This is a genomic window from Schaalia sp. HMT-172, assembly GCF_030644365.1.
Classification (GTDB): Bacteria; Actinomycetota; Actinomycetes; order Actinomycetales; family Actinomycetaceae; genus Pauljensenia.
In genome coordinates, this window is record NZ_CP130058.1 from 507,293 (window position 1) to 521,338 (window position 14,046).

The 14,046-nt window shown below is 66.0% G+C and carries 11 protein-coding genes; all 11 read left to right on the top strand.

Translation table 11 applies throughout. The features are described from left to right. Positions 1 to 1,031 precede the first annotated feature (1,031 nt). The 11 genes from QU663_RS02090 (at position 1,032) to lpdA (ending at position 14,017) form a co-directional block, all read left to right on the top strand. Entirely contained in the window at positions 1,032 to 1,391 is a 360-nt protein-coding gene (locus QU663_RS02090) for an MGMT family protein (protein ID WP_021612488.1), read from the top strand. Between the two features lie 186 nt (positions 1,392 to 1,577). Continuing rightward, positions 1,578 to 3,095: a sugar ABC transporter ATP-binding protein gene (locus QU663_RS02095; protein ID WP_021612487.1), complete on the top strand. Its 1,518-nt coding sequence runs from the start codon at positions 1,578 to 1,580 to the stop codon at positions 3,093 to 3,095. Beyond that, the gene (locus tag QU663_RS02100; RefSeq protein WP_021612486.1) at positions 3,092 to 4,096 is read left to right on the top strand and encodes an ABC transporter permease; all 1,005 of its coding nucleotides are present in this window, start codon (positions 3,092 to 3,094) and stop codon (positions 4,094 to 4,096) included. The genes QU663_RS02095 and QU663_RS02100 overlap by 4 nt, the downstream gene beginning before the upstream one ends. Before the next feature lie 90 nt (positions 4,097 to 4,186). Then, on the top strand, positions 4,187 to 5,257 hold the full coding sequence (locus tag QU663_RS02105; RefSeq protein WP_021612485.1) for an ABC transporter substrate-binding protein: 1,071 nt from the start codon (positions 4,187 to 4,189) through the stop codon (positions 5,255 to 5,257). 188 nt (positions 5,258 to 5,445) lie between these two features. Further along, on the top strand, positions 5,446 to 7,209 hold the full coding sequence (locus tag QU663_RS02110; RefSeq protein ID WP_034481971.1) for an L-fucose isomerase: 1,764 nt from the start codon (positions 5,446 to 5,448) through the stop codon (positions 7,207 to 7,209). Positions 7,210 to 7,378: 169 nt separating this feature from the next. After that, positions 7,379 to 8,788 (top strand): rhamnulokinase family protein, encoded by a 1,410-nt coding sequence (locus tag QU663_RS02115; RefSeq protein ID WP_034481969.1) that lies wholly within the window; start codon positions 7,379 to 7,381, stop codon positions 8,786 to 8,788. Continuing rightward, a complete protein-coding gene (locus QU663_RS02120) occupies positions 8,763 to 9,758 on the top strand; it encodes a LacI family DNA-binding transcriptional regulator (RefSeq protein ID WP_021612482.1) in 996 nt (331 codons plus the stop codon). The genes QU663_RS02115 and QU663_RS02120 overlap by 26 nt, the downstream gene beginning before the upstream one ends. A gap of 13 nt (positions 9,759 to 9,771) precedes the next feature. Then, positions 9,772 to 10,203, top strand: coding sequence for an RbsD/FucU family protein (locus tag QU663_RS02125; RefSeq protein ID WP_021612481.1), 432 nt, complete (start codon positions 9,772 to 9,774; stop codon positions 10,201 to 10,203). Positions 10,204 to 10,535: 332 nt separating this feature from the next. Then, on the top strand, positions 10,536 to 11,285 hold the full coding sequence (locus QU663_RS02130; RefSeq protein WP_021612480.1) for a DeoR/GlpR family DNA-binding transcription regulator: 750 nt from the start codon (positions 10,536 to 10,538) through the stop codon (positions 11,283 to 11,285). A 10-nt stretch (positions 11,286 to 11,295) separates the two neighbouring features. Then, positions 11,296 to 12,633, top strand: coding sequence for a dihydrolipoamide acetyltransferase family protein (locus tag QU663_RS02135; protein ID WP_296491945.1), 1,338 nt, complete (start codon positions 11,296 to 11,298; stop codon positions 12,631 to 12,633). A 16-nt stretch (positions 12,634 to 12,649) separates the two neighbouring features. Next, positions 12,650 to 14,017, top strand: coding sequence for a dihydrolipoyl dehydrogenase (gene lpdA, locus QU663_RS02140; protein ID WP_021611631.1), 1,368 nt, complete (start codon positions 12,650 to 12,652; stop codon positions 14,015 to 14,017). The last annotated feature ends 29 nt before the right edge of the window (positions 14,018 to 14,046 follow it).

A 14,046-nucleotide genomic window follows, 5' to 3' on the forward strand; every position in this document is an offset into this window, starting at 1 on the left:
CAACCTGACGTCCAGTGGGGCAGGTGGCAACACGCCAGCACGAAATGTCCTATATCCCTCCTGTCGCGCGAGAACACCGACGCGGGAAATGAAGGGAAAAGTGGGGAGCGGGGTCCATTGCCCGGGCCTTCCGACGGTCGATTATTCCACGACTAGCCCAGGGGGGATTCCCGCTCCGCATCAAATCTATCACGGGCTCGCTTGCATTCGTAGGGGAGAGTTGGGATCGGTGTGCAGTGCTGTGGCTTGCACGCTGGCATGAGCGTGCGCGTGCGCGGGTGGTGAGGGTGGGGTGCCTGGCTGGCACGGGCGTTGTCGGCGTGTGCTGGCGTCGACGTGCGCAGGTGCCTGGCTTGCACCGGGCTGGCACGTGCGGGTTGCGAGGACGTGGCTCGCATGTGGATAGGTTACGCTCATGTGGATAGGTTATGAGGATGTGGATAGCTTAATAACCTATCCGGATGTTCATAACCTATCCGGATGTCGATAACCTATACGCGTGCGGGGTGGCGCTGGCTGGCGTGCACGGGCGCGGGTGGCGAGGGTGTGGACGTCGGAGCTGGCGTGCACGGACGAGCGGGTGAGGCTGCTGGCGCGGGTGGCGAGGGTGTGGACGTCGGAGCTGGCGTGCTCGGGCGAAGGGGCGAGGCTGCGGGCGCGGGTTGCGAGGGCGTGGCTCGCATGTGGATAGGTTATGAGGATGTGGATAGCTTAATAACCTATCCGGATGTTCATAACCTATCCGGATGTCGATAACCTATCCGCGTGCGGGGTGGGCTCCGGCTGGCGTGCGTGTGCGCGGCTGGTGTGCGCGTGTGGTGAGGATGTGGGCGGCTGGCGTGGGTGTGGGGCGGCTGGCGTGCGCGTGCGCGGGTGTGGGGCGGCTGACGTGCGCGGACGAGGGGGGGTGAGGATGCGGGCCGCTGGCGGGCGCGTGCACGTGTGGTGAGGACGCAGGCGCCTGGCGTGCGTGGGTGGTGAGGAGGCCTGCGGATTGAATAGCAACCTGAGAATCGAAAAGGAATGGAGCTGTGCGAGAAGAACTGGTCGAAGCGGTCCTGCGCGTCGTGGAGTCAATTCCGGCCGGGCATGCAGCCACGTACGGCATGATCGCCCGTGCGGTTGGCACCGGTCCGCGCGTCGTGGGGCGGATCATGCACGATTGGGGCGGTAGCGTCCCGTGGTGGCGCGTCGTGAACGTTCACGGAACTTTTCCAACAACTGTGCGAGGGGACGGTTTGTCTCACTGGGAGCAGGAGGGGATGCGTCACGATCCGGCTCGCGGAAAACTTGCGCTCAGCGCCTGCCTCGTCGATCAGGACTGGCTCGACACTGTCGCGCAAACCATCCTAGAGAACCTGCGAAATAGTGCGGAAATGTCAGACTTGTAGCTGCGGAAGTCTATTACGATTTGGTTACGCGTTCGCCGATTTGGCTGGCGCGCGCACCTGTGATGCCTTACTCTTAAAGGGACGCCGAAGAGGGCGTTTCCCTGGATGCGTTTCCGTTAGCGTTAACGATAGCCGGGGAAGCAAACTCCAGAAACAGAGAAGTTACTGGTACCCAAGGGGTGAGAAGTGACGAACTTACTAGAGCTAAAGGGGATCTCGAAGACGTTCCCCGGCGTGAAGGCGCTGTCCGACGTGGACCTCGACCTTCGCCCCGGTGAAGTCTTGGGTCTCTGCGGTGAGAACGGAGCGGGCAAGTCCACGCTCATGAAGGTGCTCACCGGTATCCATAAGGCCGATCCCGGTGGTGAAATCTGGCTGCAGGGCGAGAAAGTCGACATTCAGTCGCCTGAACACGCTCGTTCCCTCGGCCTGTCGATCATCCACCAGGAACTCAACATCGTTCCCGACCTGACGGTCGCCCAGAACCTGTACCTGGGTCGGCCCGGGTCCTCGAAGTGGTCCTACATTGACGACCGCAAGATGATCCGCGACGCGCACAAGCTGTTCGAGCGCCTCAATATGAACATCGATCCGACCGCCCACTGCCGCGACCTGCCGGTCGCTCGCCTACAGATGGTCGAGATCGCCCGCGCGCTGTCCTTCGATTCGAAGATCCTGGTCATGGACGAGCCGACGGCCCCCCTGACCACGACCGAGACGGAATCGCTGTTCGAGCTGGTGCGCGACTTCGTGTGCCCGCAGACGGGCCTGATCTTCATTACGCACCGCATGCCGGAGCTGACCGAGCTGACCGACCGCATCTCGGTGCTGCGCGACGGCAAGTACATCGGCACGGTGGAGACGGCGACGACGCCTATGAGCGAGGTCGTCAAGATGATGGTCGGTCGCGAGGTTCCCGCCGACGCACGTCCCACCACGAAGCCGCTGTCTGACGAGGTTGTTCTGCGCGTCGAGAATCTCTCGACCGTCAAGGCCGTCCACGACGTGTCTTTCGAGGTCAAGAAGGGCGAGATCTTCGGTTTCGCCGGCCTGGTCGGTGCCGGTCGTACCGAGGTCGCCCGCGCCCTCTTCGGCGCGGACCCCCACACGGCGGGCTCGATCTACGTCCACGGCAAGAAGGTCTCGATCAAGAACGCGACGGACGCCGTGAAGAACGGCATCGGCTACCTGTCCGAGGACCGCAAGCAGTTCGGCCTGCTCCTGGACAAGGATATTTCCTTCAACACGGGCATGGCGGCCATGGACCACTTCACCAAGGCCTCGGTCGTCGACACCGTCAAGCTGCGCAAGATCGCCCGGGAATACGTGTCCAAGCTGCGCACGCGCACCCCCAGCGTCGACGTCGAGGTCCGCAGCCTCTCCGGTGGCAACCAGCAGAAGGTTGTCGTGGCCAAGTGGCTGGAGCGTGATTCCGAGGTCCTGATCTTCGACGAGCCGACCCGCGGCATCGACGTGGGCGCGAAGGATGAGATCTACACGCTGCTCGAAAACCTGGCGCAGCAGGGCAAGGCGATCATCGTGATCTCCTCGGAGCTGCCCGAGGTCCTGCGCCTGGCGAACCGCATCGCCGTCATGGCCCACGGCCGCATCATTGGCACCCTCAACAACGAGGACGCCACCCAAGAAAACATCATGGAACTGGCCACCGTCGGCCAGGAAGAAGCGAACGGAGTAGACGCGTGAGCACCGTCGTCGACAACAAGGGCCTACAGGCGCCGTCGCCTGCAGCGGCCTTCCTGAAGAAGAACATGCAGCTGCTGCTCGTCACGGTTGCCCTGGTCGTTATTCTTGCGTTCTTCAGTGTTGCAGCCAGCGGCTTTGCCAAGCCCGGCATTTACCTCGACATCGTCCTGCAGTCGGCCTACACGGGAGTCATGGCGCTGGGTGCGACCTTCGTGATCGCCACCTCGGGCATCGACCTGTCCGTCGGCACGGGCATGAGTCTCGTGGCCGTCATGGCGGGCATCTTCCTGGCGGGCGACAAGATGAACCTGCCGCTGGGCCTGGGCCTCGTCCTGACTCTCCTGGTCGGCATGGCGATCGGCCTCGTCAACGGCCTGAACGTCTCGATCCTGGGGCTTCCTCCATTCATCGCGACGCTCGCGATGATGATGGTCGCGCGAGGCCTGGCGCTGATTATCTCGGACAAGGCCTCCATCTCGATCGCCAACCCGGGCTACAAGTTCATCGCCCGCGGCGAGATCATCCCGCACGTTGCCAACGCCGTCCTCATCTTCGTGGTGCTGACCATCCTGGCGACCTTCCTCATGAACAAGACGCTGCTGGGCCGCTACTCGCTGGCGATTGGCTCCAACGAGGAGGCCACCCGCCTCTCCGGCGTCAACGTTCGCCTGTGGAAGATCATCATCTACGTTGTTGCCGGCGCCTTCATGGCCATCGGCGCGGTCCTCTACTCCTCGCGCGGCGGCCTCGTCCAGCCGGCTGAGGGCGTGGGCATGGAGCTCAACGTCATCGCGGCGGCCGTCATCGGCGGCACCTCCCTGTCGGGTGGCCGCGCCTCGATCCCCGGCGCACTGGTCGGTGCGATCCTCATGGAGACCCTGAAGAAGGGCCTGACCATGATGAGCATCGCGGCCGAATGGCAGTTCGTCGTCACCGGTATTGTCCTGCTCCTCGCGGTCGTCATCGACAACATCCGTCGCATCCGCGAAAACGCAGCCTGATCGTATTCCATCTCATATCAACCCGTGAACCGACGTCGGTTCACTTCCCTCAGGCGGGAACGATCCCGCCGCCCCACGAAAGGAACACCAATGCGCCCCATCGGACGTATCATCGCCGCCGCCGCTGTCGGCTCCATGGCCCTGGGCATGGCTGCTTGCACGACCTCGACGGATGCAAGCGGAGGCTCCTCCTCCGACACCAGCACCACCAAGAGCGACTCCTCCGGCGCCTCGAAGGTGGACACCTCCGGCGAGCAGCAGGACTGGGAAAAGGCCGCTGTGAAGGGTGATGGCACCAAGACCATCTACCTGGTCTCCAAGGGCTTCCAGCACCGCTTCTGGCAGGCCGTGAAGGAAGGCGCTGAGCAGGCTGGCGAGGAGCTGGGCTACAAGGTCAGCTTCGTCGGCCCGCAGGACGAGACCAAGGTCACCGAGCAGACCGACCAGCTGAAGTCCGCCCTCGACTCGGGCCCCGCGGCCATCGGCTTCGCGGCGCTGGACTCCAAGGCCGCTGAGGACATCCTCAAGGAGATTGAGGCCAAGAACATCCCCGTCGTCGCCTTCGACTCCGGTGTCGAGTCCGATATCCCGGTGACCACCGTCCAGACGGACAACAAGAAGGCCGCCGAGGAAGCCGCCAAGCACATGATCGAGCTGCTCGATGGCAAGTCGGGCTCGGTCGGCATGGTCTGCCACGACTCGACCTCCACCACCGGCAAGCAGCGCTGCGAGGGCTTCAAGGAGTACTTCATGGCCAACGCTCCGTCTAACCTGAAGCTCCTGGACGAGCAGATCGCCGGTGAGGTCACGAAGGCCGCCGACACCTCCAAGTCCATCATCCAGGCCAACGACGACATCGTCGGCATGTACGGCTCCAACGAGGCCGCGGCCTCGGGCATCGTGCAGGGTGCCGAGGAGACCGGCAAGGACGTCACCATCGTCGGCTTCGACTCGGGCAAGACCCAGATCGACGCCATCAAGTCCGGCAAGGAGGCTGGCGCCGTCACCCAGTCGCCCGTCAAGATCGGCTACTACACGGTGAAGGCCGCGGTTGCCGCGCTCAACGGCGCCGAGCTGCCCACGGTCATCGACTCGGGCTTCGCCTGGTACGACAAGTCCAACATCGACACCGACGCCATCAAGGCCAACCTGTACGAGTGAGACACTAGGCCCATAGGGCACGAGGCCGGGTCCGGGGAGGCGCACGTCGAACCGGTGGCCCGCCGCAGGTCCCGCCCCGAACGGTCGGGGCGGGACCTGCGGACCCGGCACTCACTGAATCCAAGGATCCGAGGGGGCGAGCGCCCCCGCGCTCCGACATCGACGTCTTCATGAGGGATGAAGGAATAATGACTGAACACCCCCGCATCGGAATCCGCCCCACGATTGATGGCCGCCGCAAGGGCGTGCGTGAGTCGCTCGAAGAGCAGACCATGAACATGGCGAAGTCTGTCGCCGACCTCTTTACTTCCAACCTGCGCTACCCGGATGGCGCCCCGGTCGAGGTCGTCATCGCCGACACCACGATCGGCCGCGTCCACGAGGCACAGGCCTGCGCGGCGAAGTTCCGCGCCAACAACGTGGGTCTGACCGTGACGGTGACCCCGTGCTGGTGCTACGGCACCGAGACCACGGACATGGACCCGGCGATGCCGCACGCGATCTGGGGCTTCAACGGCACCGAGCGCCCCGGCGCCGTGTACCTGGCCGCCGCCCTGGCCGGCCACGCCCAGATCGGCATCCCCGCCTTCGGCATCTACGGCGAGCACGTGCAGGACGCCGACGACACCTCGATCCCCGAGGACGTGCGTACCCGCCTCCTCGACTACGCGACCGCCGGCCTGGCAGTCGCTCAGATGAAGGGCGAGGCTTACCTGTCCATGGGCTCGGTCTCCATGGGCATCGCCGGCTCCGTCGTTAACCCCGACTTCTTCGGCTCCTACCTGGGCATGCGCAACGAGTACATCGACATGAGCGAGTTCACGCGCCGTATCGACGAGGGCATCTACGATCCCGAGGAGTACGAGCAGGCCTACCAGTGGATCCGCGAGAACTTCAAGCAGGGTAAGGACTGGAACCCGCCGGAGTGGCGCTACCCCGAGAAGCACGAGGACTGGTGGAAGTTCGTCACCAAGATGACGCTCATCGCCCGCGACCTCATGCACGGCAACCCGCGCCTGGCCGAGCTGGGCTTCGAGGAAGAGGCGGGCGGCCACGGTGCCATCGCCGCCGGCTTCCAGGGCCAGCGCCAGTGGACGGACCACTTCCCGAACGGCGACGTCCTGGAGACTATCCTCAACACGAACTTTGACTGGACCGGCATCCGTCAGCCCTCCGTCGTGGCCACCGAGAACGACTCGCTCAACGGCGCGTCGATGCTCTTCGGCTACCTGCTGACCAACACGCCGCAGATCTTCTCCGACGTGCGCACCTACTGGAGCCCCGAGTCCATCGAGAAGGCGACCGGCTGGAAGCCTGAGGGCCGCGCAGCCGCCGGCCTGCTCGACCTACGTAACTCCGGCTCCACCACGCTGGACGGCGCCGGCAAGGCCGTGCGTGACGGCAAGAACGTCATCAAGCCCTGGTACGAGCTCACCGAGGAGGACCGCGAGGCCACGCTGGAGGCCACGACCTTCCACCCAGCCTCGACCGGCTACTTCCGTGGCGGCGGCTTCTCGACGCACTTCCGCACCTCGGGCGAGATGCCCGTGACGATGTGCCGCATCAACCTGGTCCGAGGCCTCGGCCCGGTCCTGCAGATCGCGGAGGGCTACACGGTCGAGCTGCCCGACGAGGTTGCCTTCACCATCGAGGAGCGCACCAACATCGAGTGGCCGACCACCTGGTTCGTCCCGAACCTGACGGGCGAAGGCGCCTTCAAGAGCGTCTACGACGTCATGAACAACTGGGGTGCGAACCACGGCGCGATCTCCTACGGCCACATCGGCGGCCAGCTCATCACGCTGGCGTCGATGCTGCGTATCCCGGTCAACATGCACAACGTCCCCGAGGAGCGGATCTTCCGTCCCAAGGCGTGGTCGCTGTTCGGTACCGAGTCCCTGGAGGCCGCGGACTTCCGCGCCTGCCAGACCTTCGGCCCGATGTACCGCTGATGCACGTTCCGTTCGGGCTCGGGTTCCTCTCTCCCCGAGCCCGAACGGAGCACCTTCCCGGGTAAGCCCGGTCCCGGAACGCGGCCCCGGCCTCGCCGATGAGGACAGCCGTATTACTATCCCAATGACGGGACACGCCGAGCGAGGGCGTTTTGAGCAGGAGACTTCAATGACCACCGTACTTGCTGTTGACCTTGGATCCGCGTCCGGGCGAGTTCTCGCCGGAACTCTCACTGACGGCCGCCTGGAAGTCACGGACATTCACCGCTTCAAGCACCAGGCCCGCCGCCGCGAGGACGGGACGCTGACGTGGGACGTGGCGACGATGGAGGCCGAGACGATCAACGGCCTGACGAAGGCTCTCGAGCAGTTCCCGGACGCCCGCGCGGTCTCGATCGACACGTGGGGCGTGGATTGGGCCCCCCTCGACGAGGACGGACGCCTCGTCGGCGACGTCATCGCCTACCGTGACGAGCGCACGTCGCGCACCCTTGACGCTTTCCGTGAGCGCATCGCGGACCGAGAGTTTTTCGACCTGACCGGCAACCAGCCCGCGACCATTAACACCGCGAACCAGCTGTTCGCCTACCTGCGCGAGGAACCCGAGGCCGCTAGCCGCGTGGCCGCCGCGCTCTTCCTGCCCGACTATTTTGCCTACCGGCTCACCGGGGTCGTCGGATGGTCGCGCACGATCGCCTCGACGTCCGGCCTGCTCACCCCCGGCGGCGGCGGCTTCAACGACGAGGTCTTCACTCGCCTCGGCATCCCGCGCGGCTGGTTCGGCGAGCTGTCCGCCGACCGCACCGTTGTCGGCCCGTGCACGGTCCCCGGCCTTCAGACCCTGACCGTCGTGCGTGGCGGCGCCCACGACTCGGCCTGTGCCGTCCACGGCCTGCCCATCGAAGCGGGCAAGCGCGCGTATTTCCTGTCCTGCGGCTCCTGGTCGGTGCTCGGAGCAATCGAGGACGAGCCCCTCATGAGCGACGTCGCCTTCGACATGGGGATCACCAACGAGGGCCGCACCGACGGGGGAGTGCGCCCCCTGTTCAACATCACCGGCATGTGGATCCTTCAGGAGATTCAGCGCCAGTGGGAGCGCGAGGGCACTCCCACCGACACCGACGAACTCGTCGCCCAGGCGCGCGAGCTGCCTGAAGCCCCGGGCGTCTTCGACCCGGACGGCGAGGCCTTCGCGAGCCCCGGAGACATGCAACGCAAGATCGACGAGGCCCTGGATGCCCAGGGAGTCGCCCGCCCCGATTCGATGGCCGGCTACGTGCGCGTCATCATCGAGTCCTTCGCCCGCCGCTACGCTCGGGGGATCGGCGAGCTGACCGAGGCCACGGGCAAGGCCCCCGACCAGCTCAACCTCGTCGGCGGCGGCGCCCGCAATCGCCTGCTGTGCGACCTGACCGCTCAGATCGCGGGGGTGACCGTCGTGCGCGGCCCCATCGAGGCCTCGACCTTCGGTTCCCTCCTGGCCCAGCTCGAGACCATCGGCGCCCTGGATCCCCAGGACCGTGCCTCCGTCATCGCAGCCAGCACATCGACTCATGTCCACACGCCGACCCGCGCCTAAGAAGGTGTCGCTGGCCGATATCGCGCGCAAGGCTGGCGTGTCCACCAACACCGTCTCTCGCGTCGTGCGCGGCGACCCGGAAGTCTCGGAGAAGACGCGGGCGAGGATCGCCAAGCTCGTCGAGGAGCTGGGCTACGTGCCCAACTACGCGGCGCGGGCGCTCGCGGCCAAGCGGACGAACGTGTTGCAGGTCGTGCTGGCCGCGCCCATGTTCCACGGTCACGGCACGGTGCTCCTGTCGATCCTCAATGCCTCGGCGCAGGCCGGGTATCACGTGTCCCTGTCCTACGCGTATGGGCCGGACGGGCAGTTGCGCTCCGATTTTGCGCCCTTCGACGTGGATGGCGTCATCATCCTGGGTGGCCAGGATCCGACGATCGACGTCGCGATCGAGTCGGGGAAGCGTTTCCCGACGGTCCTCGTTCTGACGAGCGAGCAGGGGCTTGACGGTATTTCGACGGTCGCGGTGGATAACGTGCGCGGGGCGCGACTGGCGACCGAGCACCTGCTCGGGCAGGGGCTCACCGACGTCGTTCACATCGCTGGTCCCTCCGGCTGGTCGGACGCGCAGATGCGTCGCCGCGGTTACGTCCAGGCGTGCGAGGCCTACGGGATTACCCCGGCGATCCTGCAACCCGACTCGTGGGATTCACGCGACGGCTACGACGTCATGCGTGCGGCGGGCCGACTGCCGCAGGGCATTCAGACGGCGAACGATCAGCTCGCTTTGGGCGCGATGCGTTACATCTACGAGTGCGGGGGAGTGGTTCCTCGCGACGTGCGGGTCGTCGGTTTCGATGACATCGACGGGGCGGATTCCTACGCGCCGCCGCTGACGACGATCCATCAGCCCTTCGATCGCCTCGGCCGCACGGCGGTTCGGCTGGTTCGCTCGCTGATGGACGGTGGCCCCTCTCAAGACATTGTGATCGATCCCGAACTGGTCATCCGGGCCAGTTCTCACCTGTAAGGAAGGTACGTTCATGCTCTACGGTCCTATGACTCATCCTCAGTTCCTGCGCGCGCTGGCTGCGGCCGGTCACGGGTCGAAGATCCTGCTGGCTGACGCGAACTACCCGCACACGACGGGTGTGAACCCGCGCTGCGAACTCGTGTCGCTCAACCTGGCTCCGGGCCTGTTGGACGTCAGTCAGGTCCTTGACGTGCTCAAGCGGACGATTCCGATCGAGCGCGCCGAGATTATGACTCCCGCCCCCGACGCTGATCCGGTGGAGATTCCGATTCACGACGAGTTCCGGGCGGCTCTGCCGGGCGTCGAGTTCGGCGAGCTGTCGCGCTGGGACTTCTACGATGCTGCGCGCGACGAGAACGTCGGCATCATCGTTGCGACGGGGGAGCAGCGCCTGTACGGCAACCTGCTGCTGACGGTGGGCGTGCGTATGCCTGGGGAGTAAAACACCTCGTCGGTACGAGGCCGGGGCTTCTGTGCCCGGTAGCGTACGCTTTCGTTTCATTTTCGTTTGAGCGTGCGGCGTGAGTGCCAAGCGTCGTCGCGTTGGCGAGTGGGAGGGCGGTCCGAGTGGGACCGCCCTCCCGGCCGTTAATCCGCGAAATGTTAGGCCAATAGGCCTTTTGTCCGCCGCTTTGGTGAACGTTTGTTCGGGGGGTGTGCACGGGTGGGCGACACTATCGCGTGATGTTGCATACTTTCGTTTAAATGACTATTCTTTCCTTAACGAAAGTGAAAGCGACAAAGATTGTTGCTTCGACATGAGGAGGTGAACCCATGGGACGTGCAGAAGAACGCACGAACTACATCCTGGATCGCCTCGCCCGCGAGGGTGAGGTGAGCGTCGCTCAGCTCGCCTCCGACCTGGGTGTCTCGCCCGTGACCGTTCGGGCCTCCCTCAAGGTCCTCGATGAACAGGGCTACCTCGTGCGCACCCACGGCGGGGCGCGCCCCACCACCTTCCGTAACATCCATCTGCGTCAAAACGACCGCGTGGATCAGAAGGAACGCATCGCCCGGGCCGCCGCTGACATGATCCACGACGACGACCGGATCATGATCGAGGCCGGCACCACCTGCGCCCTGATCGTCAAGTACCTCACCGGCAAGCGAGGAGTCCAGGTCCTGACCAACTCCGTCCTCGTCTTCGCCAACGCCCGCTCCAACCCGAACCTGAACATCACGCTGACGGGTGGGCACTTCCGCGCCGAGTCCGAGTCCCTCGTGGGGCCGGTCGCCGAGCGCGCCATCAATGACTTCAACGCGCGCGTTGCGTTCCTTGGAACCGACGGTTTTAGCGTTGATCGCGGCCTGACCACCCAACTCGTTGAGGGCGGACAGGTCGGTTCTATCATGCGCACACGCGCACAAGAGACGTGGCTGCTCGCAGACTCCTCCAAGTACGGGGAAGCCGGCTTCGTCACCTTCATGGGGATCGACCAGGTCACCGGAATCATCACCGACGATGAGATCCCCGAAGAATCCATCAAGGAATTGGCCGAGCGCACGAAGCTGCGCATCGTCTAGGAGGAATTACATGGCCACCATCGTGGTGATGCCCCAGCTGGGCAACTCTGTTGAGTCGTGCATCATCGTCGAGTGGATGATCGCCGAAGGCGACACCGTCGCCGTCGACCAGACCCTCGCGTCCATCGAAACGGACAAGTCGACGATGGAGGTTCCCTCCACCGCCGCTGGAACTGTCCTCAAGCTCCTGTGGGAGGAGGGCGACGAGGTCCCCGTGAAGGATCCGCTCATCATCGTCGGTGAGCCCGGGGAGGACATCTCCGGCCTCGTGCCCGGCGCTGACGCCGCTCCCGCCGACGCTGCTCCCGCCGAGCAGGCCGCCGCCCCCGAGCAGGCGGCCGCCCCCGCGTTCGCGACCGAGCGCGCCACCGGCGCCGTCTCCCCGCGCGCCCGCGCGCTCGCCGCCTCCCGCGGCGTCGATACCTCGGCTATCTCCGAGGGATCGGGCCCCCACGGCCGCGTCATCGAGCGCGACGTCGCCGCCGCGATCGCCGCCGGCCCCGTCCTGACCTCCGCCGCGCGCGCCGCCGGCGTGAGCGCCACCGAGGGCACCGGCATCGGCGGACGCGTGAGCGTCGCCGACGCGGGCCGCGCCGCCGAGGCCGCTCCCGCCGCCGCCGTCGCAGCCCCCGCGGGTGCCGACTACCCGGGTGCCTCGACCTCCACCCCGCTCAAGGGCGTGCGCAAGGTCGTCGCCAAGCGCATGATGGAGTCCCTGACCTCCACCGCGCAGCTGACCCTCAACACGACCGCGAACGCCGCGGGCATCCTCGCGCTGCGCAAGAAGGTCAAGAACGCGGACGGCTCCCTGGGTCTGAACAAGATCACGCTCAACGACCTGGTCTGCTTCGCCGTCTCGCGCACCCTGCCCAAGTACCCCGTGTTCAACGCCCACCTTGAGGACGGCGTCTTGACCGAGTTCGAGCAGGTCCACCTCGGCTTCGCGTGCGACACCCCGCGCGGCCTCCTGGTCCCCGTCATCCGCTCCGCGCAGGCCCTGGGCCTCAAGGCCTTCTCCGACGAGGCCAAGCGCCTGGCCGGCGGCGCCATCGACGGCACCATCGCCCCCGACTTCCTGAGCGGCGGCACCTTCACGGTCTCCAACATCGGCTCCTTCGGCATCGAGACCTTCACCCCCGTCATCAACCTGCCCCAGACGGCCATCCTCGGCGTCGGCGCGATCACCCCGCGCCCGACCGTGGCAGCCGACGGCACGATCGGCGTGGAGCAGCGCCTCAACCTGTCGCTGACGATCGACCACCAGGTCATCGACGGCGCGGACGGCGCCCGCTTCCTGCGCGACCTGGTCGCCGCCATCGAGAACATCGACGTGACCGTCCTGGCCTGAGGAAAGAGGAACACTCATGAGTGACACGCATTTTGACGTCATCGTCCTCGGTGCGGGCCCCGGCGGCTACCTGGCCGCTGAGCGCCTCGGACACGCGGGCAAGAAGGTTGCCCTCGTCGAGGAGCAGTACCTGGGCGGCACCTGCCTGAACGTGGGCTGCATCCCCACCAAGACCCTGCTCAACGGCGCGAAGAACTACCTGCACGCCAAGGAAGCCAGCCAGTTCGGCGTGGACGCCAGCGGCGTCGCCGTCAACTGGACGCAGATGCAGGCCTGGAAGGACCAGGTTGTCAAGGGTCTGGTCGCCGGCGTCGCAGCCACCGAGCGCAAGGCGGGCGTCACCGTCATCAACGGCCGAGGCCACCTCGACGCCCCCGGTCGCGTGACCGTCGAGGGCACGACCTACACCTCGGACCACGTCATCATCGCCACGGGCTCCGTGCCGGCCATGCCCCCGCTGCCCGGTACCCAGGACAACCCGGCGCTGGTCGATTCCACGGGCATCCTGTCCCTGCCCGAGGTCCCCGCCCGCCTCGCCATCATCGGCGGCGGCGTCATCGGCGTCGAGTTTGCCTCCCTGTACTCCACCCTCGGCTCCCAGGTGACCGTCATCGAGATGGCCCCCGAGATCCTGCCGTTCATGGACGACGACCTGGCCGCCAAGGCCCGCGCCGCCATGAAGGATGTGACCTTCGAGCTGGGCTGCCGCGTCGAGTCCCTCGACGGGGGCACCGTCCATTACTCCAAGGGCGCGGAGAAGCTCAGCGTCGAGGCCGACGTGGTCCTCATGGCAGTGGGCCGCCGTCCCGCGACGGAGGGCTGGGGCGCCAAGGAAGCCGGCCTCGAGATCAACCGCGGCATCGTCGTCGACGACACGATGCGCACCAACCTGCCCAACGTGTGGGCCATCGGCGACGTCACCGGACGCTCGCTCCTGGCGCACGCCGCCTACCGCATGGCGGAGATCGCCTCGGCGAACATCCTCGACCCCACCGCCAAGAAACGCGGCGAGGTCATGCGCTGGCACACCGTCCCGTGGGCCGTCTTCTCGATCCCCGAGGCCGCCGGCGTGGGCCTGACCGAGTCCGCCGCCAAGCGCGAGGGTCGCGACGTCCTCGTCGCCAAGGTCCCCGCCCTCATGTCGGGCCGCTTCATCGCCGAGAACGGCTTCAAGGCCCCCGGCGAGGCGAAGATTCTCGTCGATCCCGCGACCCACCAGGTGCTCGGCATTCACGTCCTGGGCGCCTACGCGGCGGAAATGATCTGGGGCGCGCAGGCCGTCCTCGAGATGGAACTGACCGTCGAGGACCTGCGCCAGGTCGTCTTCCCTCACCCCACCGTGTCCGAGGTTATCCGCGAAGCCGCGTGGGCCGTCAAGCTCTAACGAACCCCCTACGTCAAGGAAGAGTAGAA

Bases quoted from the DNA above. Each gene is read 5' to 3' on its own strand.
- QU663_RS02120 (WP_021612482.1), top strand. From the start codon at position 8,763: ATGTCCACACGCCGACCCGCGCCTAAGAAGGTGTCGCTGGCCGATATC.
- QU663_RS02125 (WP_021612481.1), top strand. From the start codon at position 9,772: ATGCTCTACGGTCCTATGACTCATCCTCAGTTCCTGCGCGCGCTGGCT.
- QU663_RS02135 (WP_296491945.1), top strand. From the start codon at position 11,296: ATGGCCACCATCGTGGTGATGCCCCAGCTGGGCAACTCTGTTGAGTCG.
- QU663_RS02115 (WP_034481969.1), top strand. From the start codon at position 7,379: ATGACCACCGTACTTGCTGTTGACCTTGGATCCGCGTCCGGGCGAGTT.
- lpdA (WP_021611631.1), top strand. From the start codon at position 12,650: ATGAGTGACACGCATTTTGACGTCATCGTCCTCGGTGCGGGCCCCGGC.
- QU663_RS02110 (WP_034481971.1), top strand. From the start codon at position 5,446: ATGACTGAACACCCCCGCATCGGAATCCGCCCCACGATTGATGGCCGC.
- QU663_RS02130 (WP_021612480.1), top strand. From the start codon at position 10,536: ATGGGACGTGCAGAAGAACGCACGAACTACATCCTGGATCGCCTCGCC.
- QU663_RS02105 (WP_021612485.1), top strand. From the start codon at position 4,187: ATGCGCCCCATCGGACGTATCATCGCCGCCGCCGCTGTCGGCTCCATG.